Annotated in this window: 22 protein-coding genes and 1 pseudogene; 16 read left to right on the forward strand and 7 right to left on the reverse strand. The window is 60.3% G+C overall.

The genetic code is table 11. From position 1 onward, the window contains the following. Window positions 1–59 precede the first annotated feature (59 nt). Complete coding sequence (locus IYY11_RS06575) at window positions 60–3,716, forward strand: HAD-IC family P-type ATPase (RefSeq protein ID WP_196403124.1); 3,657 nt, start codon at window positions 60–62, stop codon at window positions 3,714–3,716. Between the two features lie 290 nt (window positions 3,717–4,006). On the opposite strand, the gene terL is transcribed toward IYY11_RS06575, so the two are convergent. The 4 genes from terL to IYY11_RS06590 all read right to left on the reverse strand — a co-directional run bounded on the left by terL (window position 4,007) and on the right by IYY11_RS06590 (window position 7,444). Beyond that, window positions 4,007–4,858 carry a phage terminase large subunit gene (gene terL / locus IYY11_RS06580; protein ID WP_246719717.1) on the reverse strand — a complete coding sequence of 284 codons (852 nt, stop codon included), beginning with the start codon at window positions 4,856–4,858 and terminating at the stop codon, window positions 4,007–4,009. 119 nt (window positions 4,859–4,977) lie between these two features. After that, entirely contained in the window at window positions 4,978–5,142 is a 165-nt protein-coding gene (locus tag IYY11_RS23775) for a hypothetical protein (protein ID WP_409455233.1), read from the reverse strand. A gap of 286 nt (window positions 5,143–5,428) precedes the next feature. Then, window positions 5,429–5,899, reverse strand: a complete 471-nt coding sequence (locus IYY11_RS23780) for a DUF5681 domain-containing protein (RefSeq protein ID WP_409455234.1) — start codon at window positions 5,897–5,899, stop codon at window positions 5,429–5,431. Window positions 5,900–5,911: 12 nt separating this feature from the next. Next, the gene (locus IYY11_RS06590; RefSeq protein ID WP_196403127.1) at window positions 5,912–7,444 is read right to left on the reverse strand and encodes a site-specific DNA-methyltransferase; all 1,533 of its coding nucleotides are present in this window, start codon (window positions 7,442–7,444) and stop codon (window positions 5,912–5,914) included. 347 nt (window positions 7,445–7,791) lie between these two features. Here IYY11_RS06590 and IYY11_RS06595 point away from each other — a divergent pair, with 347 nt between their 5' ends. The 9 genes and pseudogenes from IYY11_RS06595 to IYY11_RS06630 all read left to right on the forward strand — a co-directional run bounded on the left by IYY11_RS06595 (window position 7,792) and on the right by IYY11_RS06630 (window position 14,483). Then, window positions 7,792–8,433 carry an Arm DNA-binding domain-containing protein gene (locus tag IYY11_RS06595; RefSeq protein WP_196403128.1) on the forward strand — a complete coding sequence of 214 codons (642 nt, stop codon included), beginning with the start codon at window positions 7,792–7,794 and terminating at the stop codon, window positions 8,431–8,433. A gap of 1,019 nt (window positions 8,434–9,452) precedes the next feature. Then, window positions 9,453–9,686, forward strand: a complete 234-nt coding sequence (locus tag IYY11_RS23785; protein ID WP_409455235.1) for a DUF1403 family protein — start codon at window positions 9,453–9,455, stop codon at window positions 9,684–9,686. After that, a pseudogene (locus IYY11_RS23790) lies at window positions 9,647–9,739 on the forward strand (DUF1403 family protein); the annotation flags it as partial. The gene IYY11_RS23785 and the pseudogene IYY11_RS23790, both read left to right, overlap by 40 nt. A 217-nt stretch (window positions 9,740–9,956) precedes the next feature. Further along, window positions 9,957–10,121, forward strand: coding sequence for a hypothetical protein (locus IYY11_RS22920; protein ID WP_246719703.1), 165 nt, complete (start codon window positions 9,957–9,959; stop codon window positions 10,119–10,121). Continuing rightward, window positions 10,093–10,566: an SMC-Scp complex subunit ScpB gene (locus IYY11_RS06610; protein WP_246719705.1), complete on the forward strand. Its 474-nt coding sequence runs from the start codon at window positions 10,093–10,095 to the stop codon at window positions 10,564–10,566. The genes IYY11_RS22920 and IYY11_RS06610 overlap by 29 nt, the downstream gene beginning before the upstream one ends. 302 nt (window positions 10,567–10,868) lie before the next feature. After that, window positions 10,869–11,249: a phasin family protein gene (locus IYY11_RS06615; RefSeq protein WP_196403130.1), complete on the forward strand. Its 381-nt coding sequence runs from the start codon at window positions 10,869–10,871 to the stop codon at window positions 11,247–11,249. Between the two features lie 1,191 nt (window positions 11,250–12,440). Further along, window positions 12,441–12,599: a hypothetical protein gene (locus IYY11_RS06620; RefSeq protein ID WP_196403131.1), complete on the forward strand. Its 159-nt coding sequence runs from the start codon at window positions 12,441–12,443 to the stop codon at window positions 12,597–12,599. 235 nt (window positions 12,600–12,834) lie between these two features. Continuing rightward, window positions 12,835–13,290: a hypothetical protein gene (locus IYY11_RS06625; RefSeq protein ID WP_196403132.1), complete on the forward strand. Its 456-nt coding sequence runs from the start codon at window positions 12,835–12,837 to the stop codon at window positions 13,288–13,290. Window positions 13,291–13,565: 275 nt separating this feature from the next. Then, complete coding sequence (locus IYY11_RS06630) at window positions 13,566–14,483, forward strand: sensor histidine kinase (RefSeq protein ID WP_246719707.1); 918 nt, start codon at window positions 13,566–13,568, stop codon at window positions 14,481–14,483. A gap of 95 nt (window positions 14,484–14,578) precedes the next feature. On the opposite strand, the gene IYY11_RS06635 is transcribed toward IYY11_RS06630, so the two are convergent. Next, the gene (locus IYY11_RS06635; protein ID WP_246719709.1) at window positions 14,579–14,851 is read right to left on the reverse strand and encodes a hypothetical protein; all 273 of its coding nucleotides are present in this window, start codon (window positions 14,849–14,851) and stop codon (window positions 14,579–14,581) included. A gap of 899 nt (window positions 14,852–15,750) precedes the next feature. Between IYY11_RS06635 and IYY11_RS06640 the strand changes: the two genes are divergently transcribed. From IYY11_RS06640 to IYY11_RS06655, 5 genes are all read left to right on the forward strand, one after another. Continuing rightward, entirely contained in the window at window positions 15,751–16,272 is a 522-nt protein-coding gene (locus tag IYY11_RS06640) for a DUF1003 domain-containing protein (RefSeq protein WP_196403133.1), read from the forward strand. Window positions 16,273–16,511: 239 nt separating this feature from the next. Next, on the forward strand, window positions 16,512–17,021 hold the full coding sequence (locus IYY11_RS06645) for an SMC-Scp complex subunit ScpB (protein ID WP_246719711.1): 510 nt from the start codon (window positions 16,512–16,514) through the stop codon (window positions 17,019–17,021). A 695-nt stretch (window positions 17,022–17,716) separates the two neighbouring features. Further along, window positions 17,717–18,472: an MFS transporter gene (locus tag IYY11_RS22390; protein WP_210331253.1), complete on the forward strand. Its 756-nt coding sequence runs from the start codon at window positions 17,717–17,719 to the stop codon at window positions 18,470–18,472. Further along, window positions 18,375–19,121: an MFS transporter gene (locus IYY11_RS22395; RefSeq protein ID WP_409455236.1), complete on the forward strand. Its 747-nt coding sequence runs from the start codon at window positions 18,375–18,377 to the stop codon at window positions 19,119–19,121. The genes IYY11_RS22390 and IYY11_RS22395 overlap by 98 nt, the downstream gene beginning before the upstream one ends. 203 nt (window positions 19,122–19,324) lie before the next feature. Next, the gene (locus IYY11_RS06655) at window positions 19,325–19,708 is read left to right on the forward strand and encodes a hypothetical protein (protein WP_196403134.1); all 384 of its coding nucleotides are present in this window, start codon (window positions 19,325–19,327) and stop codon (window positions 19,706–19,708) included. A gap of 328 nt (window positions 19,709–20,036) precedes the next feature. On the opposite strand, the gene dinB is transcribed toward IYY11_RS06655, so the two are convergent. Beyond that, window positions 20,037–21,161: a DNA polymerase IV gene (gene dinB, locus IYY11_RS06660; RefSeq protein ID WP_196403135.1), complete on the reverse strand. Its 1,125-nt coding sequence runs from the start codon at window positions 21,159–21,161 to the stop codon at window positions 20,037–20,039. Between the two features lie 148 nt (window positions 21,162–21,309). Beyond that, window positions 21,310–23,379 (reverse strand): ATP-dependent helicase, encoded by a 2,070-nt coding sequence (locus tag IYY11_RS06665; protein WP_196403136.1) that lies wholly within the window; start codon window positions 23,377–23,379, stop codon window positions 21,310–21,312. Window positions 23,380–23,905: 526 nt separating this feature from the next. On the opposite strand from IYY11_RS06665, the gene IYY11_RS06670 reads away from it, so the two are divergent. Next, a partial coding sequence (locus IYY11_RS06670; RefSeq protein ID WP_196403137.1) for a transposase family protein occupies window positions 23,906–24,481 on the forward strand: 576 nt, incomplete at its 3' end.

Below are 24,481 nucleotides of genomic sequence, written 5' to 3' on the forward strand. Positions count from 1 at the left end.
CAGCCATCTAATTGCGGCCGGCGGTGAGTGGGGGAAGCCGCGGAGGAGGAGCCCTAAGCATGCAACCTTCGGCGGAAGGAAAGGAATATTGGGCGGTCGGAGCCGATGCGGCGCTTGAGCGCCTGGGCGTGACGCGTTTGGGCTTGAGCGAGGCCGAGGCAGAACGGCGGCTCGCCGTCCATGGCCCCAATAGCCTTCCGGCCGGCAGGCGGCGCAGCGCGCTCATGCGCTTCGCGCTGCAGTTCCATAACGTATTGATTTATGTGTTGCTCGCCGCCGCCTTCGTCACGGCGCTCATGCAACACTGGATCGACACCGCGGTCATCGTCGCGGTCGTTGTGATCAACGCGATCATCGGGTTCATTCAGGAGGGCAAGGCCGAAGAGGCCATGGAGGCCGTCCGCAACATGCTGTCGCTGCATGCGACGGTCATTCGAGACGGGAAGCGCGTCGTCATCGACGCGACCGATATCGCGCCTGGCGACATCGTCTATGTCCAGTCGGGCGACAAAATTCCGGCTGACATCCGTCTCATCCGGGTCAAATCTCTGAAGGTGCAGGAGTCGGCGCTCACCGGCGAGTCGCTGCCGGTCGACAAGGACCCGGCGCCGGTCATGGCGGATGTGCCGCTCGGAGATCGGGCGCCGATGGCCTATTCGGGGACCGTCGTGACCTACGGTCAGGGGACGGGCGTCGTCGTCGCCACGGGCGCCGCGACTGAGATCGGGCGCATCAACGCCATGCTCTCGGAGGTGGAGACGCTTTCCACGCCCTTGTTGCAGCGCATGGACGAATTCGCGCGCTGGCTCACGGTCGTCATTTTGGTCGTGTGCGCCGCCGTTTTCGCTTTTGGCGCGCTGGTCTGGGGATTCGACGCCGGCGAGATGTTCATGGCGGTGGTGGGGCTCGCGGTTTCCGCGATCCCGGAAGGACTGCCGGCGATCATCACCATTACGCTGGCGATCGGCGTGGAGCGGATGGCGCGGCGCAAGGCGATCATCCGCCAACTGCCGGCGGTCGAGACGCTCGGCGCGGTGAGCACGATCTGCTCGGACAAGACCGGCACGCTGACGCTCAATGAATTGATCGTGCGCTCGATCGCCACCTCCGGCGGCGTCTATGACACGACCGGGTCGGGATACGATCCGCACGGCGGTTTCCTGCGCAATGGCAAGGATGTCGTGGTGCGCGAGGACATTCACCTGACCGCGGCTTTGCGCCCGCTTGCGCTCTGCAACGACGCCGTGCTGCGCGAGAAGGACGGCGTCTGGAGCGTCGAGGGCGATCCGACCGAAGGCGCCTTGCTCGCCGCCGCCGTCAAAGGCGGCGTCAATCTGGAAAAGCTGGCGCTGGAGCTGCCGCGCACGGATGAAATTCCTTTTGAGTCGCAGCATCGCTTCATGGCGACGCTGCACCACGACCACGACGGCGCTGGCTACATTTTCGTCAAGGGCGCGCCGGAGCGGCTGCTCGAAATGTGCTTTTGGGAGCAGGACGTGCGCGGAGAGCAGCGTCCGCTCGAAAGCGCCTGCTGGCTCGACCGCATCATTGAGATGGCCACAAGCGGGCAGCGGGTTTTGGCGGTCGCCTCCAAGAAAGCCGGAGAGGGTCAACAGCAACTCGCGTTCGGCGACGTTGAAAGCGGGCTCGTCTTTGTCGGTCTGATCGGCCTGATTGATCCGCCGCGCCCCGAGGCCGTCGAGGCGATCCGCGCGTGCGCGACCGCCGGCATGTCCGTCAAAATGATCACCGGCGACCACGCCGCGACGGCGATCGCCATCGCCCGCGAACTCGGACTCGATCGTCCCGATTCCGTGCTCACCGGACGCGACCTCGACGCGATCGGCGACGAAGCGCTCGGCGAAGCGGCAAGCGCCACGACGGTGTTCGCGCGCACCAGTCCCGAACATAAGCTGCGACTCGTTCAAGCGCTGCAGAAACGCGGCGAAGTCGTCGCGATGACCGGCGACGGCGTCAACGACGCGCCTGCCTTAAAGCGCGCCGACATCGGCATCGCGATGGGCGTTAAAGGCACCGAGGCGGCGAAAGAGGCCGCGGAGATGGTGCTTGCCGACGACAATTTCGCGTCGATCGTGCATGCGGTGCATGAGGGCCGCGTCGTCTACGAAAATTTGAAAAAGACCATCCTCTACATCTTGCCGACCAATGGCGGCGAGGGCCTCACGGTGATCGCGGCGATCGCCATGGGCGAGACCCTGCCGGTGACGCCCGTACAGATCTTGTGGGTCAATCTCATCACCGCCGTCACCCTCGGCCTCGCGCTCGCGTTCGAGCCGCCGACCAAGGGCGTCATGCTGCGCCCGCCGCGTCCGTCGGGCGAACCGATCCTCTCCCGCTACTTCATCTGGCGCATCGTCTTCGTTTCTTTTCTGATGCTGCTCGCGACCTTCGGACTCTACGAATTGGAGAAGGCGCGGGGCATGGGGCTCGACAGCGCGCGAACGGTCGCGGTCAACACGCTCGTCGCCTGCGAAGTCGCTTATCTCTTCAACGCGCGTTTCCTTTCCGAGTCGTCGCTCTCGTTGAAGGGTCTGTTCGGCAGCCGCGCGGTGCTGATTTCCGTCGCCATCGTCGTCGTCCTGCAAGCGATGTTCACTTACGCGCCCTTTATGCAGGCGCTGTTCAACACCACGCCGCTCGACCCGGAAATGTGGGGGCATATCGCCGGCGCGAGCGTCGTGCTGTTTCTGCTCGTCGAGGTCGAGAAGGCCATTTTCCGTTCGCCCGCGAAGGCTCCTGCGCCGCATGGCGTTCCTGTGGCGACGGCGACCGGCGCAGCCGCTGTCGTCGCGCCTGGCGACTGGGTCCGACCTGTCGTCGCCGGCCTATTGGGGCTGCTCATCATTGTCGTGAGCGGCGCGTTCTATCTTCACACGCGCGTCAGTCTCACGCGCGAAGCAGCGTCAGTGGGTCGAACGGTCGTCGTCAGCGGCGTGATCGCTCCGGTTGTGCAAACGCCGATCGATGCGCCTGCGGCTGGCGTCGTCGCGACGCTTTCTTGCGACGTCGGCGCGCAAGTGGAGAAGGGCGAGACATGCGCGACGCTCGATGTGCGTTCGTTCGATGAAGCGGTCGCGCGCGCGCAAAGCGGGCTGGCGGCCGCGGAGCGGCAACTGACGCAGCGCCAGAGCGCGCAGGCGAGGGCGCAGGCGAACCTGCAAAGACTGGAGGCGCGGTCGGCAAGTCGTTCGGCAAGTCGCGCCGCAAGCCGCAAGGCGCTTGCCGCGGCCCGGGGCGCCCTGGCGCGCGCGCAGACGCAACTCGAGCGCGCCGAAGCGGAAGTCGCTCGGCGCCGCTTGGCGGTGACGAAGGCGGAAGCGGGTCGAGCCGGCGCAGAAATTCTCGCGCCGGTCGCAGGCGTTATTGTCGAGCGAACGGCTGCTGTCGGCGCGCGCGTCGCAGGCGGCGCGCCGCTGTTCATGATCGGCGACGCCAAGACCGTTCGGCTTCGGGGGAAGGCGGAGGGCGAGGGCGCCCTGACGATCGCGCCGGGCGCAGCGGCGGTCGTGACAAGCGAGTCGGTCCCTGGCCGGACATTTTCAGGAAAGGTGAACGAGGCGCGCCGAACAGGTTCGGGTGCGCCGGTCGACGTCGTGGTCGAGGTCGATAATCGCGAGCTGGCGCTTCGACCGGGAATGGAAGTTTCGGCGCGCATCGGAATCGTGGAGGGCGAAGCCTGCTCGACCGGCCTGTGAGAAGAAGTGGGTTGCCGGGGGTGACCTCGCGGAATCACGATCGCCTGGTGGAGCAGGCAGTTTCGGCGAACCCGTCTCTGGGCGCCCTTTCCCTCAGAGCAGGGAAAAAAGCAGGGAAAAAGAAAAAAGCTGAGGGAAGTTGTCCGAGATCGACCCATTCCTGAGCGGCTCTCCTTTGTTCAGCCCTTCGCTTGGCGCCTGTGCAGTGTGCCTCAAATGCATCCGATATCAGAAAGCATCAGTGAGGCATGCTTGCAAGCGGCGAGAGCAGATAATTTGCAGAGCTAAGATCATCCGACGGGGGCGCGGCCCGCAATATCGCGTCGGCGCAGATCCTTGCGGATGAGCGGCCGATCGAGGGGCGTTCGAGCGGTCAGCCAGTTGAGGGCCTGCGATGTCGCGTCCACTTGGTCGTCGTGCGTTGAATTTGGGAAGCCAAGGAGCTCGTTCAAATAGGTTGCGAGCCACGGCGCCGATTCGGGCAGATGGACCTGTCCGGCTTCGAAACGCGCCGCTTGCGCCAGAAGCCTGGCGAGCTTGTCCCGCTCAGGCCGTTGCGCGATGGCCCGCAAATGACCGGTTCGATAGAGATCCTGGGCCAACGCCCGGCCGAGTTCCGTATCCTCGATTAACGTCGCGCTGGCGTTGTGGCGTTCGTGCAGTTGAATAATCGCACGCCGTAGCTCTGGGGCTTCGAGCCTAGCCCGGTAAACATCGAGGAGATAAAAATCTAGACCCAGTGCTCCCCAAACCGCGCCTACCGACCAATCGCTGGTCTCAGATAGCGTCGACGCCGTGTCCCATGAAACCACGACGCGGTCGAAGAGGGCAGGGGGTATCGCGTAATAGCGTAACCAGTCTCGTTTGATCACGTTGCCGCCCATGGGAACGGGCGCTTGCTGATACTGCGCCGAGAAATTCATGCTACCCTGGGCGCGGCGGATCTCTTCGAGAATATTCATCGGCTCGCGCTTTTCGTGCAAAACCTCGCCGGCGCGCCGAACATAAATGTCGTTCGGGCCATCGCTCAACTGAAACGTTTCGTCCTCGGGGGCGATAGCTGGGATCGAGACGACCTCCCATACGTCAGGCTCGAGATCGAGAAGACGGCCGACGAGGTCATCTTGATGCAGCCTTTGCATAACAATCACGATCGCCCCGTTCTGCTTATCGTCGAGACGCGTGCAGAGCGTGCACGGCAACATCTGCCCTCTTTCGTCGAAAGGACCTTTCGCACGCTCGAACCCGGCAAGGCCTACCATCACAATTGGCACATCGACCATATCTGCTGGCGGCTCTCGCAAGTCGCCGCCGGCAAGAACAGGCGGCTCATCATCAACGTCCCGCCGCGGTCGATGAAATCGATCACCGTCAGCGTCGCATTCACCGCCTGGACGCTTGGGCGCGATCCAACGAAGCGTATCATTGCGGTCTCCTACGCCGATGAGCTCGCTAAAAAGCTCGCGATCGATACGCGCAACGTGATGGAGAGCGACTGGTATCGCGCGCTCTTCCCAGCCTTGCAGCCGCGCTCATCCGTCCAACCCCGCCACGAATATGTCACCAGCGCCAAGGGCTTTCGTTTCGCCTCGGGTATTGGTGGCGCGATTCTTGGTCGCGGCGGCGATTTGATCGTCATCGACGATCCGATCAAAGCGCTCGACGCGCTCTCCGAGGCGGAGCGCCGACGTGTCTGGGATTTCTATATAGGGTCAGTCATCTTCGCCCTCACTATCTCCGCGGAATTGCGCGCCTTCATCTGCGACGGAGGCGGCCTTTCTTCGTCGCTTGCGGGAAGGTTTTGGCTCCCGATCGGCGAGGACGCGCTGAAGGATCGTAAGATCCTCCTCGCTCGTCTCCTCTTTCGGATCATCCGCGGGCGGGATCAACAGGGCGCAGCGATCGAGTATCGTCGTGATCGCACGCATTTCGCCTTTCAACCCGCCCTCGACGAGACGCATGACAATTGCGTCGATTGCCTGAATTTCGCGCTTTTCTCCGTCAATCGTGACGATGATCGGCCTCTGGAGTGCTGAGTTGAAGGCCTGCTGCAAATCGACGCTGCCTTTCCTTTTGCCTCCTGGATTTCCGGAGACACCTTTGGGCCAGCGGCTGTGCGTGGGCGGCTTGCCTTTGCCAACGCTGTAGTCGCGGGGCTTCGGAGAATTTTTGGATTTTGCCATGATCGCCTCCCCTCAAGCGGGGGGAAGGCGTTTGCGAATCCGTGTCGTCCTTGGCGGCGAGATGTCCCGGCCGGCTTCGGCAAGATTGGGGCCTTCATACCCGGCAGCTGCGCGACGAGCGGACTCCTCGGCGAACGAGAATCCGCTCTCGGCGTGGCGCGCCGGTTCGCTTGACCACCGTTCCCAACGGCGGATCGCGACGTCGACGTACTTCGGTTCGAGCTCGATCGCGCAGGCGCGTCGTCCGGTCTTAGCGGCGGCAATAATCGTCGTCCCGGACCCAGAGAAGGGATCGATGACAAGATCGCCGCGATCGGAAACGTCGCGGATCGCATCAGCGATCATTGCGCAATTTTTCACAGTGGGGTGGTCAGCGAGCTGCTGCTGGCGATCGCGTCCGAACCCTGCGAGACCGGGGTAGTTCCAGACGTTGGTTCGGCAGCGACCGTGGCGGCCGAGTTCGACCCTGTTCTTGTGCGGCGCGCCGCCTTTTTTCAGCACGAATGCTAACTCGTGCTGCGAGCGATAAAGGCTTCCCATGCCGCCGGAGCCTTTGTTCCATACGCACACGTTGAGCAATGTCAGGCTAGTCGCTCGGACCGAGTCGAGCACTTCCCGTTGATGCCGCCAATCCATAAAGAGAAACAGGATCGCGCCCGGGACCAGTGAAGCCGCCGTCGTTCGCAGAAATTCCGTGAGAAATTCCGTGAACTCCGCCTCGCTCATCTCGCCTGACGCCATTGCGAATTCCGGGTGGACGGTCTTGCCAAGTCCGCTCACATGGCCGGCGATTTTGACGTTGTAAGGCGGATCACAAATGGCGACCTGCGCAAGCGCACCATTGGTAGCGCGCTCGAAAGCTTTCGGATCGCGTGCATCGCCGCAAAACAGGCGGTGTTTTCCCAAGAGCCAAAGATCGCCTTGTCCGGAAACCGGAGCGCCGAGAAGGTCCATTTCGAAATCGTCATCGGGATTAGGCGCGTCGCCGCCTTTGCTGGATTCGATCAGCTGGTCGATTTGAGCGAAGGAGAAGCCAGTGGCCTCGATTTCAAAATCGAGCCGGCACTCAGCGTCAATTTCGATGAGGTTCGTAAATTCAATGGCGAGCAGTTTTTCGTCCCAACCCGACAATTCTGCTAGCCGATTGTCCGCAATGCGCAATGCCTTCTTCTGCGCTTCAACGAGATGATCGATGCGAATTACGGGAACTTGCGCGAGTTTGAGCCGCTTGGCGGCCGCCAGTCGGCCATGGCCGGCGATTACGATGCCTTCCGCATCGATAAGGAGCGGACTGACGAATCCAAACGCCTTCACGCTCTCCGCGATTTGTTCAACCTGATCAGCTGAATGCGCGCGAGGATTTTTTTGATATGCCTTGAGATTGGTGGGCTCGACGTATTCGACGCGGAGAGCCAATTCAGGCGAAAGCTCAAGGCGCCGCTCAGTCGATTGCGGCGGGCAATCGTTGTGGTCAAGCGCAACCGAACCCGAGGAGCGGGTGCTCTGTGGTTCGTTGGGAAAAGTACGGGCGTTGGCGTCGCTCATCGCGCGCTCCTCGAGGTTCGGGTTTCCGAAAGCCCGTCGCGCTTCACGCGACTGACGCTTTCGCCCGTGCTGCTCCTCAAAAGGCGCCTGCCCATCGGCGATGACGCCAAACTAACGACGAATTTTGCTCAGTCAAGCCCCCGCCAATGATGCTCGTTTTGAGCGCTTTCTGGCCCGGTACATCTCATATCCGATCGACAAAAGGCTGGACCGAGATTCGACGACTGTGGGAACTCGCGAATATTTCAGCGCTGTCGAACGTGTTGGCTCGCCATGCAGGGCGCTCGCTTGCCTTCCGGTAAACAATTCTGTACTACACCAAGAATTGCCGGACGCACGGCGCACGCATGCGAACGAAACTCAGGCAGTCGACCATCGCTACCCTCGAATGTCCTCGGGAGAGGGAGCGCGTTTATTTTTGGGATACCAAGCTTGGGGGCTTCGGGGTTGTCGTCTTTCTGAGCGGAAAGAAAACCTATGTCGCGCAATACCGCGACGACGGACGCTCTCGGCGCAAGACGATCGGCGGCGCTGAAACCGTGAGATTTGCCGAGGCACGCGCCAAAGCAAAGGCTTTAATAGACACGGCCAACAAGAAAGCGAGTCGCGAGCGCGCCTTCAAATTTAAATCGACTCGCTTGGGGAACTATGTCGCGGATCACAGGGCGGTCGTGTCGCTCCGTCTCCACAGAAAGCTACTCGCGAAGATTGACAAGTGGGCGGCCGACCATGGCCATGCCGCTCCTGGCGGACTTTCCCGCTCGGCAGCAATCCGAATGCTGCTCGACCACACCTTAGAGATGGATGGACGCTACTTGCCAGGCGGCCGACGTATCACGTTGGTGATCGAGTACGATGACCTCGAACGCAAGATATCCGGATCAAAGGCCTACGGGTGGCCCCAACGCAAAGCTGTGACCGACAAGCAAGCGGTGGCGAGGCGCGCCGACAGATACATGTCGCGAGATGGCGTCCCTAAACAAAGATGACTCAGAGGCAAGTTGCTCGCTGCGAGATGAGAAGATCGCAACGATCTCGGGAGAATGCATGATGTTCGGTTTGCCTCGTTGAAGTGACTTGGGTCGCGCTTAAAGTTCTGTGTAAATGCGAGAGGATAAAAAACGCATTACAATCGAAAAATCCTGCAAGTTGAAAGTTAAAATTGTGCGAAATAATCAACCGCAACATGCATGCGATAAGCCCACATTATTGGACATGCACGCGAGACGACAAGCGGGGCGGATTTGGCGCGAAAAGACAACGATAAAGCGCCGCTTTGGATTAAGATCCGATCATGTTGGAAATCGATTCGAGCGCTTTTCTGAACGCGCAACCGTCGCCCCGACGTATCCGCCGCGATCCGGCGATCGCGCCACGAAAAACTATAGAAATCCAGCCATTTCCGCGCTGGGCGCGCGTCGATGACGGCGTCAGCGATAACGCAACTGACGCTACTTCGCCGGTACCGCGCTCGCGGGGCTCGACGCCGTTTTGCGTTCTGGTGCCGATGTTTCGCACGCTGGCCAATACGGCGGAGCAGGGGCGCGCGGAGCCCATTTTCGCCGCCCTGCGTCAGCGCCTCGCGTTGCGTGCCGCGAGCGCCTGCGCTGCGACACCAGCCGGCCGGACGCCTGCATCGCCTGTTTCGGCTCTTCACGATGCGGTGCGTGAGATTGGATGAGGCGACGTTGGCGGCCGCCGTTGAATATGTGGGGGCGCCGAGCGCCTTCGACACGCAGGGTATTGACGAGCCGTTGCGCCAAACCGTCGCCAGGGCCAATGATCCGCTCGCCGCAGCGGCGGGCGCGAGCGCAGCGGCGATGCATGACCTGGGGGTCGTCCCAGCGATCGACGCGGAGATTTTCTCGCACTGGCCTGTCGACGTCGCCATGGCGCAAAAACTCGGCTGGAAGGCGCCGGTTCCGCTGCTGGCCACAGTGATCCTTCACCCCCTTGCGCCGCGCCCCAAACGCGCCGACCGCGTCCCGCCGATGGCGACTGGTCGAACGTGCTCGCCAGCGCTTACGCGCTCGCGGCGCGCGAGGCGGCCGATCTCGCCGTCGATCTTTCACGCCGAGCCGAAAAACTTTTCGATGCGGTGCCAAAACTGCGCGCCAAGGGAGCAGAGCGTGTGATCGAAATGCTGCTTGCCGACGATTGCGTCGGTCCCGCGCGCGCCGCGAATAAGCCAAGCTTTCCGACCGCAGTTCGCGGCGTCTGTTCGATCGGCTCGTTGAACTAGGCGCCGCGCGCGAGCTGACGGGGCGGCCGAGCTTTCGGCTGTACCGGCTTTAAGGCGTCGCAGGCGACAGATCCGAGTTGGCGGGTAGGGCCGACAATCAGGGTTTGGCGGCTTGAGAAATTGGTCGGGCGTTCGAGTGAGGACATTGAGGACAAGGTGAGGCACGATCATGGGCCGCCCTAAACCCGCGTTTCATGCAGGCGAGTTCCGAGAATCCTTCGACCCCGGTCTCGTCGATCTGCCGAAGGCTGCGCGCGCTGGCGGGAATGGATGGGACGCGTCGAATCCGTCGTTTTCGCCGCGCGTGGTCCGGTGCCGAGAGAGGCGCTCGCGCGGGTTGTCGGATCGTCCTGTAATCTTGACGACTTAATTAGCGACATCCGCGACGAATTGCGTGCGCGGCCCTATGAGCTGGTCTTTGTCGCCGGCGGCTAAAACTCCGTACCAAGCCGCGCTTCGCGCCGGCAATCCGAACGGGGGGCCGCGACGTTTGCGCGACGCCGGCGCGCCGGAGCTGACGCCGACGGAGATATTGGCCGTGACGGCGATTGGCTATCTGCAACCCGCCACGCGCGTCGATTTGTCCCGTCTTGCTGGCAGGGAGGTCAGCCGTGATGTCATTGGCGCGCTCAAGCGCCGCGGCCTGATCGACTGCGCTTTGCGCGCGCCGGAGCCCGGCGCGCCTTTCGCCTACGTAACGACCAAGAAATTCCTGGAGGTTTTCGGGCTCGCGACGCTGCGCGAACTTCCCGACATCGAGCGGCTCGAAGACGAAGGGCGTTTGGAGCGACAGCAGCCGGGGGCCGATCTCGATGCCGTTCTTTTCGCAGGGGAGGAGAATCTTGACGCTGAGAGCGACGTCGGGGAGCATTGGGAGTGATCGGTGATGGGGTTTCGCTGCTCACTGCTCGCTGCCTTCACGGCGAAAACACCGCCGCAAGAGGCGGGCGGCGGCTTGGCAGCGCGGCGCTAGGAGGACGTTTCGGTCAGGCGAGCTATTGGGCTTGCTAGGCCGAGAGCCGAGCTCACGGCCTTTGCCATTCCTTCCGCTTTAAGCAGCGTTGCGCCGCCATCTGCTCGGTTGTGCTGCAAGCAATATGATTATTGACACATTGTGCAGCGCACATCCTGCGCGGCTGCGTGGGAATTGCCCCGCGCGCCTAGACCAAAAAGGCATGCTCTATGTTCAGCAAATTCCCCGCGACAAAAGCGTTCGGCGCGGCTTCGTTCGGCGCTCCGTTTGCCACGGTGGTTACGTCGTCAACCAAGGGTCTAGAGGCCATTGCGGCCGAAACGACGGACTACGCAAAGGCGTCTTTCGAGAAAAGCCAGGCGTTCTTCGAGAAGCTGTTCGGCGTGAAAAAGGTCGACGAGGCGATCCAGCTCCAGTCGGACTTCACCAAATCCGCCTATGACGATTTCCTGGCCTACGCCATCAAGATTGGCGAGACGTATTCGGGCCTCGCCAAGGAAGCGTTCAAGCCGATCAATGGCGCGTCGCCCGCACAGCCGCCGGTCGTCGCGCCCCTGTCAAAAGCGCCGGTCGCCACGAAGCAGAACTGATTTTACACGCGGTTTAACGCGTCTTAAAACGGGCCAACATAAAAACGCTCGATCAGCTCCGCTGACCGAGCGTTTTTCTTAAGGCGATGGCGTCGGCGTATTCGGGGACAAGGGCTCCGGCTCTTCCGACGCGATGGCGCGCAGCACGCCCCCAGACCCCAAGCGCGCGCGTTGACGAAGCAACCGTCCGAGTGCGGCAGGTCCACGCACAATAATGAAAGCGGACCTCTTTGCCGGCGATGTAGCTGTCAGCTTGGCCAAATCCGCCTGCGCCTGTCCCGGGCCATGGCTCAAGGGAACGAACATCTCGCGCGATCACAGAACGGCACACGCCACATACTCGCGCACGATCGTGTGGCCGCTGGTCTGCCCCCTGAAAAAAGTGATCCTCCGTGAAGTATGGCTTTGAGCCTATGAGGAGGATTTGAGATGGGCAGGAAACGGCACAAGCCCGAGGAGATTGTCGCGAAGCTTCGTCAGGTCGACGTGCTGACGGACGCAAGGGCATTCGGTTGCGGAAGCCATTTGATCGATAGGCGTTACGGAAAGTGACATTTAACCGCCGCGCGCATTGAAGCGCGCTTCGCTACGCTCCGCGCGCCTCAATGCGCGCGACAACCCAGCGCACAAGGGCTTCACGGCCCTTTTCTCTCAATCAGACCGGTACACTTTTACGCCGCCATCTGGCACAATTTGTCGCCGCCGTTGACAGATGACCGCATCGGCCGAACGCGAGAAGTTGCGCAGCGCATCGCCGACCAGACGAGCGCGCAGAAACTTTGGATGAAGCGCAGGGCGCCCGCGCCAACGCCGAAACCAAATGGTCCGCCGCAATAGCCGGCGCACTCACAGCCGAAATGAGGACGCCGAAGAAGAGCAAACACATTCGACAGACGATGTGATCGCTTCGCTCGCGAGCGGCGGCGACGTTCTCGACAAGCCAAAAACGAAAATCGACAACTTGCGCGCCCAGATCGAAAACGCAAAACTCGAAAGCGCGAATTGGCGGCTTGCCGAGCAAGCCGTCGAAGCTCGCCGGCCTGCTCTCGGTCTGGCGGCGCTCTTTGTCGTCGTCGCCGCGCGCGCCGTCGTGACGAAGGAAGTCAACGCAGCTGCGACGATGTGCGCCTGCGAAGCGTTTCGCAACGAAGTTCTCGACATGCAAGGCGACTGGCGGCGCTCGCGAATTCGATGGAGTATGCCAGCGAACAGCGCAGGACGATCGACAACTTCGTCGATGACGTCGGTTGGCTCATCGATTCGCCGTGGCGCGATCGTCCGGCGGCGCAGCCGATCAGAGACGCGTTCGACAAGCTGTGCGCCGACGCGTCGGCAGCGTTGAAGGTTTGAAAATGGTTTCCCCGGTTTGTCTCAAAGGCGCTGACGCCGGACAAATTACGCCATGCACCAGCCGCGGTTCGTGTTGAATTCCGGCGTGCGGGTCCCAAGTGGCTCGAGGGCTGCGATGCAATGGCGCTGGTAGTTTAGAGGAGCACTGCCATGTTACGCAAACTAGCGATTGTCACAACGTTAGCTGGTGCGCTCGCGCTCCCCATGGCCGCGTTCGCCGAGTGGGGCGGAGGCTATGGAGGAACTCCTGGAGCGAGCGACACCGGAAGTGGAAAAGGGTCATCTCAGAGCAGAGAGAAAGGCGGCTACGGCGGCGGGCAGAAGAGCACTAACGATAGTTGGGGCAGCGGGAAAGGCAGTAGCGGCGCCGGTCGCGGTGGTGATCGTTGGGGCAGTGACGGCGGCGGCTATGGCGGGCGCGGCGGTGACCGCTGGGGCCACGATGGCGGGGACCGAGGGCGTCGCGGAGGCTATTGGGGACACGACTATGGCCGTCGCGGTGGGGATCGCTCGGGCCATGACCGCGACGGATACGGTGGTCGTCGCGGCGATCATTGGGGGTACTCGAACGACCGTATGTCATGTCGAGAGATGCAGCGCAGAGGTTACAGAATTGCCTGCCACGGGGAACACCGGGGGCATGACGACGGTGGCTACGGCGGCCGCGGCTGGTAAGATTCAAAGGCATTGAGGGCTTTGGCTTACGTCAGTCCTTAAAACGAGCGTCGCCGTCATCTTAAGGAATCTTAGTGCAAGAGGACGGCGGCGAACTTGGCGACACATAGGCCCGCCGATTTTGATCGGAAAAGTGAATAAGCGGTGGAATTGGATTGGCGCGGCGGCTCGCTTTACTGCTTGTGCTCTCGCCGCGACGTGAATATTTTGCCCTCGAGCTCAGCAGTGGGGCAGCGTGACTTGGGTCGCCAAAGTTCAGAAGCTATCGAATCGGTTGCGAGGACCGAAGGCATGGCTTGTAGCCGCAGCATGCTTTGGGGCGAGCTTGGCGATTCGTTTAGTGCTTGCGCCCTGGCTCGACTCCCTAAAATTTCTGACGTTCTATCCGGCTATAGCGGGCGTGACGCTGCTTTGCGGATGGACGCAAGGCGTCGCCGTATTACTGCTTTCAGCTGCGGCGGCTGGTACTTGTTTTACCCGCCGGCATACAGCTTTGAGATAAAGGACGCGAACACGGTGGTCGCGCTCGTCGGCTTTCTTCTGGTAGGCGGATTTCTCGTTGTTCTGGTCGCTGCAATGGGCGACGTCATAAAACGGCTCGAACGCGCCAATCGAGCGCAGGAAAGCCTATTTCGAGAGCTGCAACACCGCGTCGCCAACAACCTGCAGGTCGTTGTGGCCATGCTGCAGGGAGTCAGACGCGATTTGTCCGACGAAGCCACCGCTGAAGCCATTGCGAATGCCCAAGACCGCATCGCAATGATGTCGGATCTCCATGGCCGTCTCTATGACCGAAAGGCTTACGAGCACGGCTTGGCGCCGCTGATGTCGGACGTGCTCCACGAAGTTTTTCGTGATCTACCCGTTCTTGTCGTGGTCGAAATCGCTCCTGACATCGATCTTTCGCTGGACCAGATGACTGCGATCTCCTTGCTCGTCAATGAGGCAGCGATGAACGCGGCGAAGCACGTCTTTCGGAAGGGAACGGGGACGACCTTCAAGGTCGAACTGCTAAAGCAGAAAGACGGCTTGCGTTTGCTTATCCATGATGATGGACCTGGCATAAGGCGGGATTCAACGAGCGAACGTCAGTCCTTGGGCATGAGCATCATGCAAACATTTGCTCGGCAGCTTGGTGGCTCATTGCGAATAAACGGTCCGACGGGAACAACTCTGAAGGTTGAATTTCCGCTTCGGTCTAATCACTGAACCTGCGGCGGCAATGCTGTCGGTTCCGGCCGTGTACGGTTGTTTCAGAGCAAGAGCGGAACGTCGCGGATACGGAAGGCGTCTCGAACGGTCTTCTAGAGATCTTCCTTTGGATCCTGCTCGGTATTTTCGCGGTGATCTGTCCGTGCAGCTTCAATTAAATCTGCAAGCTGCTTCCTAAGGACGGGCCCGTGAATTTGCCGGATATCGTAGCCTTCGCGACGCAAATGTCTGACCATATCGCCGATGCGAGCATACTCTCCAGAGCGAGCCAGTTCGAACGCACGCTCAATGGTCGTTTTATTTTCCGCCATGCAAGCCATGTAGCTAGCGGTCTTCCAGGAGCTTTCAACCTTAACTTCCGTCAAGGACTCGGCTGCGCTGCTGTGAGCGCAAAGGCTATTTCTTTTTGTTGATCGGTGGCCCCTCTGGAGCGGGCGAGTGACCAATGGCAGCGGATCCGCAGCAAGCTGCGAGAACATCTCTGAGCTGCTCCCCCAATTGCTTCAGGTTGCGTTCGTGGTCTCGCTTACATGTTAGCGCGGCGGCGACTTTCCTGTGGCGCCATTTGCCGCCCTCTACATTCCGCAGCGCGCCAGACGAGCAGAGCGTGATCGAAGGGCAGGCCCTGGACTCCTTGTGCGCCGAAGGAATTCGTGCGTCGGCGAGGGGCTATGTAAAATATCACTATGCGATCGGAATGGCGGCTAGTCCCTCAAGCGTCACGACGCTGACCGACGCTGCGCGCCTTATTAAGAAACGCGGAAGGCTGAAGCGGGCGAGCGCAAGATGCAAGCGGACGAACCATAAAAAGACCCGCGACCGTGCAGCCGCGGTCAAGGGGAATTAACAGGAGTCGCTCTGCCGCGTCTCTTGGGCGACATCGACCAAATTGCCTCCAACGCGCGCCTAGGCAAGCGTGGCGGGCGCAGAGCTAACCTCGATTTTGGAGCGGCAACACCGATCTCCGCGAGTCAAACCGAGGCTCTCCTTCGACGAAAGCTCTGTATGCGGTATCCAACCCGCGAATGAGAAACGGCACAACCGTCGAAATGATGTCGGTGTCCTGACCGCTGCCTCGCCAAACATGTTCGCCCTCGCCTCATAGGAGGTCGCGCGCGCAGAAGGCGCTTGAAAAGATCCATAGTAAAAATTGCCTGCTGATTGACACGTGCATTCAACGCACGTTCAGTAGACGTATTTTAGCTTTCCCGTTAGCAACATCGCTACTCGTTTGGCGTTCGGGCTTAACTTTAGGGAGAGGCTCATGAAAGGATCACCGAATTCAGTTCCCAAGTTTGTTCACGAAAACATCGATGCTGTGATCGAAGCGGAGCAAGAAGCTGAGGAAGCCAGATCATGCGGCGAAGTTGTATATGAATTTGTTGCTGGCGTGATCGGCACATTGGGATTTGTGATCACAGAAATTATAGCCGTCTTTTTTTGGATTGCGATTAACGAAGGTTTGATTACGCCAATACCTCCATTCGATCCATATCCATACCATCTGCTAGGAGCGGTGCTCGCGTTGGAAGGTGTGCTAATTGCAGCATTTGTTCTGATGCGTCAAAATCGCATGAGCAAACTGGCCGACCGTCGAGCACACTTGGACTTACAAATCAACTTAATGACAGAGCGCGAAACCACCAAGATTATTGGTATGCTGTTGGAAGTAAGCGAGCGGTTAGATATCCAACATAAAGTGCTAGACGACGAGAGCCGTCAACTCAGCCGCCTGCTGACTATTGAATCTCTGATCGAAACGATGCGCGGAAAGTTTGGTGACTGACCTGACTGAGAAATTTGTTCGCAAACACGCACTCCGACGCACTGCAGAGTACGGACACGACTAAGCAAAGCTAGTTTACGGAAGAGCAGTTCATCGAGCGCTGCGACCGCGCATGACGACAGGTCGCGACACGCTCTCCGAGTCAGAATCCGTAACGATTGCGGCGTAGAAAGCGGCGTCCCGCTGCTCGTTGAAGCGCGAAGCGTCATCGCAGCTTTCCACGCCATCATCGCGACGATTTGCGAGCGCGGCTCTATGAACTCGTCCACGTTGCGGGCGGCTACCAGCTGCACACCAAGGCGCGGTACGCCGACGCCATACGCGTCCTCAGCAATGGCGGCTGCCACGCCGGACCGCCAGCGTTGACGCCGACCGAACTCCTTGCCGTGACAGCGATCGCCTATCTGAAACCGGCGACGCGCGCGGAGCTCTCGCAGCTCGCCGGTCGCGAAACCAGCCGTTACCTCATCGGCCGCTTGAAAGCTCTTGGCCTGATCGCCCGCGACCCGCGCGCGCCCACAGCAGGCGCTCCCTATGCGTATGTCACGACGAATAATTCCTGGAAGTGTTTGGACTGGGAAGTTTGCGCGACTTGCCCGATGGTCGCGAAGATCAGAAGACCGAGAAGAACCATTTTCGGTGCGGCGGCGCTAACGAAGTCAAACAGCAATTCGACGACGGCCCCCGGCGCCGAGAGTCATGGCGCGCCACAGCTTGGCGAGCGAGGCGCGCGTCGCACTCATTTCTGACGCCGGCGTCAATGTTTACTGTCGTGTGGACCATCTCATTGTTACGCCCTACCATCTTCCCGACGGCTGCATGGGCGGCATTTTCCGGAATTGAGTGCGCTAACACCATTCTGGCGGAATGAGACGCGCGCGCAGACTCAGACGGCAAAGGCTGTGCCGGCGTATCGTCCGTAACTGAGCAAATTTGCAAGCGTGGGCGCAAGATCAGTCCAAGGCGGACGGAAGGGCCAATCGAGTTCCGGCAGCAACCGCTTGGGCGCTGCCGGGACAATTTTGGATTCGAAGTTCGCCTTTTGTTTTGCCCTGAGCCTCCGTTGCTTTCTGGGTTGTATCTGTTCGCGGCGCTACTAGATGCGGTCGGTGCTGAGGCGCTTGCTACTTCAAGGTTGAAGCATTGTGTTGAGTAGTTCTTAGAGTGGCAGAGCGGAGTTGGGCTCTAACGCCGGGACGGATAGCAGAGAGAGTTCAATGGGACTCGCGGGGATTATGCTCACGTTTCAGGATGGTCATGAGTTCATTCACGTGAACATTTCGAATGTGAATATGGTCGAAAAGCACAGAGCCGGGTCCCGTCTACGAAGGCCACATGGCTTGCAGATACCAGGCGATCTAAGCGACGAGCAATTCCGCGTAGAGCTTGTTTCGTAAGCCATTGAATGGGTTGGAGGACATCGTTACTCTGACACGAGGCTTTGATGAACGAACGCACAATCAAGCGATTCCTGCCCTGGGTTGTGGCTACTGCGCTTTTCATGGAGCAGCTCGACGCGACGATCGTGAATACAGCGGTTCCCGCCATGGCGGAAAGCTTGCGGGTGACGCCTCTGAGCCTCAAGGCCGTCGCCGCAAGCTATGTGTTGAGCCTCGCCGTCGGCATCCCAGTGAGCGGATGGATCGCAGATCGTTTCGGGACGAGAAGGGTCTTTGCTACCGCCATCGCGGTCTTCACGATCGCGTCCGTGCTGTGTGGATTATGCCAAAGCGCCGGGCAGATGATCGTGGCCCGCGTCCTCCAGGGCGCCGGCGCGGCGCTGATGACACCCGTCGGCAGATTGACCATCGTGCGGACGTTCGAGAAGAGCGAACTCATGACAGCGATGAATTTCGTCATCATCCCCGCGCTCATCGGCCCACTGCTTGGGCCGACCGTCGGCGGCCTGATCGTTCATTGGTTTTCGTGGCGCGAGATCTTCTTCGTGAACGTCCCCATCGGGATCGTCGCTCAGTTGCTGATCCATCGCCACATGCCCGATTACCGCGCTGACACGCCGCCCTTCGTGGGTCGGCCTCGCGCTTTTCGGAAGCGGCACGGGGCTTCTGTCGTGGCTTCTGGAGATCTTCGGCGAGCACAGGATCGAACCTGTCGTCGGTGTAGTCCTCTTCGCCGTCGCGATTGCGTTGCTTCTGGCCTACTGGCTGCACGCGGTGAAAGCGCGTTATCCGCTACTTGATCTCGCCTTGTTCAGAAAGCGGACGTTCGCCGTTTCCGTCGTGGGCGGCTTCATGACGCGGCTCGGCGTCGGCGGCTTGCCTTTCCTCACGCCGCTACTATTGCAGGTCGGGCTGGGCCTTCCCGCATGGCAGTCGGGACTGCTGATGATGCCGACGGCGGCTGCCGCCATGGGCATGAAGATGGCGTCGAGACCAATTCTCGGCCGGTTCGGCTATCGCTCAGTTCTCATCGTAAACACGGTGATGATCGGCGTCACGACCTGTCTTTATTCGCTTGTCTCGGATCAGACGCCGCTTGTGGTGATTGTCGCCATCGGCTTGGCGCTGGGCTTCTTCAACTCGCTGCAATTTACGAGCATGAACAGCATGGCGTACGCGGACGTGGAACCGCAGGAATCGAGCATGGCCGCCACCATTGCGAGTTCGTTCCAGCAGATTTCCATGAGCTTCAGTCTCGCCATTGGATCGCTGGTCGCCGGCTGGTTCCTCGCGGGCGCGTCCCAATCGGATCAGCACGCCGTCATCCGCGCTCTTCACGGCGCCTACGTCTCACTTGGAACGCTGACCATCGTCTCCTCCCTGTCGTTTTGGCGATTGCAGGCGACTGACGGCGCTAGCTTGAGCCGCGCGAGTCCGGAACTGGCGTGATCTGGCTGAGGGTCAAATGTGGCCTGACGTCTCGGCTTCGTTGACGCTCGCCAGACACAACCGCTAGACGCGTTAACGAAGTTCTTGGCGCCCGACGGAATTATATTCCGAGGCTCTGACCTCTCAATGGACGCCGGGATCTTTAAGGAGACACCAGCATCCGACGCACGGAACAAATAAAGGCGAGATGAAAGGAAAAAAGCATGTCAAAAGCAAAAATTGAATGGAAGAAGGAGCCTGAGGCTGAGGACTATGACGGCGCGAAAAACTTTCTAACGCTAATATGCTCCGTTGCGCAAGCGTTACAGCTAATTGAACAGTTGCGGGGAAGCGACACTGTCGAGTACGCATCGAAGGACCTTCTCCGAGCAGCTGATTTGCCTTTGCTTAATGAATCTGACCCCCATGTGAGTGAGGACCTGAAGCGAATTCGTAAAGGCACTCCTTTGGCGCCCGTCCTGCTGGTTCGCGGGGAAATGAAAAAAGGCAATCCCTTGATCGTTGCTGATGGCTATCACCGGATCTGCGCTGTCTATAGGTGTGACGAAAGTGCATCTATCTCCTGTCGAATAGCGAAGGGCGGGTAAGTTCGGACGATCACGTTCCTCCACAGCGCCTTTCAACGGTATTAGCATCAAGCCGCCATAGCGTTCGGCTATGGCTGAGCCGCCGTTTCCTTCGATCTGAATGCTGCGTCGACCTGAATGTTAAGGCAGCACACCGTACTCTCCAGCTTGGTATGAACCTATCAGAAGACGGAAACTGTAGGACGCTGAACATTGTGTCATGGACGCGACGCCAGACAATTTCGCAGTCATTGCGTCGCGTGGCGCGCAATGCGGAAGCGCTTGAGCTCTCAATCGATGATCTCAGTAGCGATGATATTTCTGACCACGACGACAACAGGCGCCGCCGCTAGTCGATAAGGGACAGTTGCCCTGCGTCATGCGAACTGATTTCTTTAAAGTTGGAGAGGGTCACGCCAAGCAGGCGTATTCCCTTTGACGTCGGAAACACCGGCGCCAACAGTGTTTCGCTGATTGTCGCGAAGTCGATTAGTGAGCCGACGCCGCTGGACAAAGTTCGACTGCGAGTGATCTGCTGGAAATCGGCATGCTTTACCTTGAGCGTCACGGTTCTACCGCGAAGGGAGTTGGCCTCGCAACAGCGCCACACCTTGGCGACCAGCGGCGTCAGCTCTGCGCGCGCCGCCTCGAGATCGAAGATGTCGACGGTGAAGGTATCCTCGGCGCCGACCGACTTGCGCGGCCTGTCGGGTTCAACAGGGCGCTCGTCGATCCCGCGTGCTATCCTATAGTACCAGGCGCCTGACTTCCCGAAATTATGCTGCAGGAAGCCAAGGGACTTTGCCTTTAAATCCGCGCCTGTCTCGATGCCAAGACGCTTCATCTTCGCCGCAGTCGCAGGTCCAACGCCGTGGAATTTCTTGACAGCAAGGGCTTCGACGAATGCTGGCCCCATACGGGGCGTGATGACGGCCTGGCCATTCGGCTTATTGAGATCGCTCGCCGTCTTTGCGAGGAATTTGCAATAGGAAATTCCGGCCGACGCATTCAGTCCCGTCTCAGCCTTGATCCTCGCGCGGATCAATTCGGCGATCGTCGTGGCGATTGAGATGTTGTGGTGGTTCTCAGTGACGTCGAGATAGGCTTCATCGAGCGACAACGGTTCGATCAAGTTCGTATGCTCGGCAAAGATCACACGGATTTGCGCCGAGACCGCGCGATAGACCTCGAAACGAGGCGGCACAAAAATCAGCTCTGGGCATTTCCTCTTCGCTGTGACGGATGGCAGGGCGGAGCGTACGCCAAACGCGCGCGCCTCGTAGCTCGCGGCAGCCACCACGCCGCGGGCGGCCGATCCACCGACGGCGACCGGTTTGCCGCGCAGCTCGGTATTGTCGCGCTGTTCGACCGCCGCATAGAAAGCGTCCATATCAACGTGGATGATCTTTCGGTGCGGACCGGGCGTAGCTTGCGCTGCAAGTCCGCCAACTATGTCCGGCGTGAAAATTTCCATCGCGCCATCCCTCGCGCCGATCCCGACGTCTGCGCCCGCGCCTAAGGTTGTATCAGAGTATCGATATCAAACAGCGTTTCCTCATCGAGCGCACCGCGCCGCCGGTCGTGGTGCCATTATACAGATTGCTGCACACGAACCGTTTCTCCTAACGCCACATGCCCCGCATCCGGGCGCCGACATCGACGCGGACCCGCGGCGCTTCCTGTCCGGTTGCTTGCCCCGTCGGGACAATCGGCCAGGCCCGGCTTTCGAAGTGCTGCAGCAGGTTTGGAGGAATAAACCGTGTGCGCGAGGCATAGACATGGCGGTCCCCGGTGGCCGACTGACCATGGGTGAAGAAGCGCTGTGGCACAATGAGCGATAGGCTGTCTTTGGCCCGCGTCATCGCAACATAGAGCAGCCGCCGCTCTTCCTCGATCTCGGCGGAGGTGCCGGCGCCGAGATCGGACGGGATGCAGCCGTCGACGGTATTGAGTAAGAAGACCGATTTCCATTCCTGACCCTTGGCGGAATGAATGGTCGAGAGGATCAGATAATCCTCATCGAGCAAGGGGATCCCAGCCTGACCCGACGTCGCATCCGGCGGATCGAGCGTCAATTCCGTAAGAAAGCGCTCGCGCGACGGATAGCCTGCCGCGATATCCTCGAGCTGGAGCAGATCGGCCTTGCGCATGTCAGCGTCCTCGTGCATGCGGTCGAGATGTGGCTCGTACCAGTCGCGCACCTCCGCGATCTCCGCCGGCCAGCCGGCGCTGCGTCCGCCCAGTTGTTGAAGCAGCGCGACGAAACCCGGCCAATCGGCGGCGGCACGCGGCGGGCAGGGCAAATCACCGAGGATGCTGATCGGGTCCGGCCGATCCGCCATGGCGTCGAGAACCGTCTGCGCCGACGATGGTCCAACGCCCGGTAGCAATTGCATCACCCGGAAGCCGGCGACGCGATCGCGCGGATTTTGCGCGAACCGCAGCGCGGCCAGCATGTCCTTCACATGCGCGCTGTCGAGGAATTTGAGGCCGCCGAATTTGATGAAGGGAATGTTCCGCCGCGTCAGTTCGACTTCCAACGGACCGCTATGATGGCTGGCGCGAAACAGAACCGCCTGTTCCTTCAGGCGCATGCCACCCTCGCGGTTCTCCAACACTTCCTCGGCCACGAAGCGCGCCTGGTCGGCTTCATCGCGCACCGTGACGAGGCGCGGCCGCTCGGCCGATTCCCGGTCGGTCCACAGGTTCTTGGTGAAGCGCTCCTTGGCGAGATCAATCACGCCGTTGGCTGCGGCGAGGATCGGTTGCGTCGAGCGGTAATTGCGATCCAGCGTGATGATCTCGGCCGGCGGTGAGAACTCCGTTGGAAAATCGAGAATGTTGCGCACCGTGGCGGCGCGGAAGGAATAGATCGATTGCGCATCGTCGCCGACGACTGTCAAACCGCGACCGCCGGGCTTCAACGCCATCAGGATAGAGGCCTGAAGCCGGTTGGTGTCCTGATATTCGTCGACCAGAACATGATCCCAGCGTCCGCCGATATCGTCGGCGAGAATGGGATCACTGACCGTCTGCGCCCAATAGAGCAGCAGGTCGTCATAATCGAGAACGTTCTGGACCTGCTTGGCTTCGACGTAGCTCGCGAACAGCTCGCGCAACTGTTCTTCCCATTCCGCAGCCCATGGATAGTTGGCGCGAAGCACATCCGGCAGCGGCGCCTCGGCATTCACCGCTCGCGAATAGATCACAAGACAGGTCCCTTTGGTCGGAAACCGGCTCTCCATCTTAGAGAAGCCGAGCTGGTGCCGGATCAGATTCATCAGGTCGGCACTGTCTTCGCGATCGTGGATGGTGAATTGCGGATTGAGACCTATCTGCTCGGCATAGTCGCGCAGCAGCCGCGCGCCGATTCCGTGGAACGTGCCGGCCCAAGCGAGCGAGTCGGTGAGCACGCCGGCCTTGTTGCCCAGCACCTTCGCGCAGATGCGCTCGACCCGGCGTCCCATCTCGGATGCGGCTCGACGCGAAAAAGTCATCAGCAGGATGCGCCGTGGATCGGCGCCGCTGACAATCAAATGCGCGACCCGATGCGCCAGTGTGTTAGTTTTTCCCGATCCAGCGCCGGCAATGATCAGCAGCGGGCCGCCCATTTTGCCATTGGCAAGACCGACGCCATGCTCGACCGCGCTGCGCTGCCTGTCGTTCAACCTTTCCAGATGCGCCCCGCTCATGCCCGTCCGCCCATATTCACCGTTCCTCGTTCTAATCCATGACGCGGTCCCGAAGACTCTCAGGACTCCAATTTGGCGCATGAAGTAACTAAGAACAAATAAAGAACATAGCAGTGGCGAGATCCTTTGCAAAGCCTTAAAGAGCAGCTTTCCGCCATGGCCGAACCCGTGGCCAACGCCTCCATCGCCGAACTTCGGGCGCGCATCCAGCGCTTCGAAGGGGGCGTGAGGCGTGGCTGCGCGACGCTTCCATTCGGGCTTGCCCCAATCGATACCGATTTGCGGGAGGATGGGCTAGCCATTGGGGCACTGCAGGAGGTCGCCGGAAGTCGATGGTGCAGCACATGCGCCTCATCGCAAATGGCCCGCCGACCATCCGATCTTCGTGCCGAGCGCGTCCAGGGTGTGAAGTTGCATGGAATAAGAACCCCGCTTTGGGGGTGATTTGCATCCAATCGGGGCTCTGACTCACATTTGATGAAGTTTGGGCGCCGGCTTGTGTTGGTTCATTGAAGGACTCAACGACATGCCCCGCAGCCTTCGCCTCTCGACTTTTGTGCCACCCGGTTTCCACGTTGAAAATGCTGTCCAGGATGGCGGGGTCGCCATCATCACTGTTCGCCCCACAAGCAAAAAAAGCGGATGCCCGAGCTGCGCGGTGATCGCAGAGCGAGTCCACAGCCACTATCTCCGGCGCCTGGCCGATCTGCCGCTGGCGGGGCGACAGGTTCGGCTCGTCGTCATCGCGCGGCGGTTCCGATGCGATGTTGCTTCCTGTCGTCGCGCGATTTTCACGGAGCGCTTCAGCGCCGATGTCCTTGCGCCGTGGGCTCGCCGCACGGCGCGGCTGGATTGCCTCGTTCATCATCTCGGTCTCGCGCTCGGCGGCCGTCCTGCCGCGAGCTTTGCTCGCCGATTGATGCTGCCGGTTAGCAACGACACATTATTGAGAGCCGTTCGCCGGCGAGGTTGTCCGCCATTCCCCACCCCTACTGTGATCGGGATCGACGACTGGGCATGGAAACGCAATCAGCGTTACGGCACGATCATTTGCGACCTAGAACGACGACGGCCCATCCGTCTTCTGCCCGACAGGGAGCCC

The organism is Methylocystis sp. H62, assembly GCF_015709515.1.
In the GTDB taxonomy this organism is placed as follows: Bacteria; Pseudomonadota; Alphaproteobacteria; order Rhizobiales; family Beijerinckiaceae; genus Methylocystis.

Excerpts from the sequence above, each read along its gene's own strand:
- IYY11_RS23780 (WP_409455234.1), bottom strand. The coding sequence starts at position 5,899 with ATGGCAAAATCCAAAAATTCTCCGAAGCCCCGCGACTACAGCGTTGGC.
- IYY11_RS06625 (WP_196403132.1), top strand. The coding sequence starts at position 12,835 with ATGGAGGAACTCCTGGAGCGAGCGACACCGGAAGTGGAAAAGGGTCAT.
- IYY11_RS06620 (WP_196403131.1), top strand. The coding sequence starts at position 12,441 with ATGGAGTATGCCAGCGAACAGCGCAGGACGATCGACAACTTCGTCGAT.
- IYY11_RS06640 (WP_196403133.1), top strand. The coding sequence starts at position 15,751 with ATGAAAGGATCACCGAATTCAGTTCCCAAGTTTGTTCACGAAAACATC.
- IYY11_RS06630 (WP_246719707.1), top strand. The coding sequence starts at position 13,566 with ATGGCTTGTAGCCGCAGCATGCTTTGGGGCGAGCTTGGCGATTCGTTT.
- IYY11_RS06590 (WP_196403127.1), bottom strand. The coding sequence starts at position 7,444 with ATGAGCGACGCCAACGCCCGTACTTTTCCCAACGAACCACAGAGCACC.
- terL (WP_246719717.1), bottom strand. The coding sequence starts at position 4,858 with ATGCAAAGGCTGCATCAAGATGACCTCGTCGGCCGTCTTCTCGATCTC.
- IYY11_RS22920 (WP_246719703.1), top strand. The coding sequence starts at position 9,957 with ATGGGACGCGTCGAATCCGTCGTTTTCGCCGCGCGTGGTCCGGTGCCG.
- IYY11_RS23775 (WP_409455233.1), bottom strand. The coding sequence starts at position 5,142 with ATGATACGCTTCGTTGGATCGCGCCCAAGCGTCCAGGCGGTGAATGCG.
- IYY11_RS06655 (WP_196403134.1), top strand. The coding sequence starts at position 19,325 with ATGTCAAAAGCAAAAATTGAATGGAAGAAGGAGCCTGAGGCTGAGGAC.
- IYY11_RS06610 (WP_246719705.1), top strand. The coding sequence starts at position 10,093 with ATGAGCTGGTCTTTGTCGCCGGCGGCTAAAACTCCGTACCAAGCCGCG.
- dinB (WP_196403135.1), bottom strand. The coding sequence starts at position 21,161 with ATGGAAATTTTCACGCCGGACATAGTTGGCGGACTTGCAGCGCAAGCT.
- IYY11_RS06665 (WP_196403136.1), bottom strand. The coding sequence starts at position 23,379 with ATGAGCGGGGCGCATCTGGAAAGGTTGAACGACAGGCAGCGCAGCGCG.
- IYY11_RS06575 (WP_196403124.1), top strand. The coding sequence starts at position 60 with ATGCAACCTTCGGCGGAAGGAAAGGAATATTGGGCGGTCGGAGCCGAT.
- IYY11_RS06595 (WP_196403128.1), top strand. The coding sequence starts at position 7,792 with ATGCGAACGAAACTCAGGCAGTCGACCATCGCTACCCTCGAATGTCCT.
- IYY11_RS22390 (WP_210331253.1), top strand. The coding sequence starts at position 17,717 with ATGAACGAACGCACAATCAAGCGATTCCTGCCCTGGGTTGTGGCTACT.
- IYY11_RS06615 (WP_196403130.1), top strand. The coding sequence starts at position 10,869 with ATGTTCAGCAAATTCCCCGCGACAAAAGCGTTCGGCGCGGCTTCGTTC.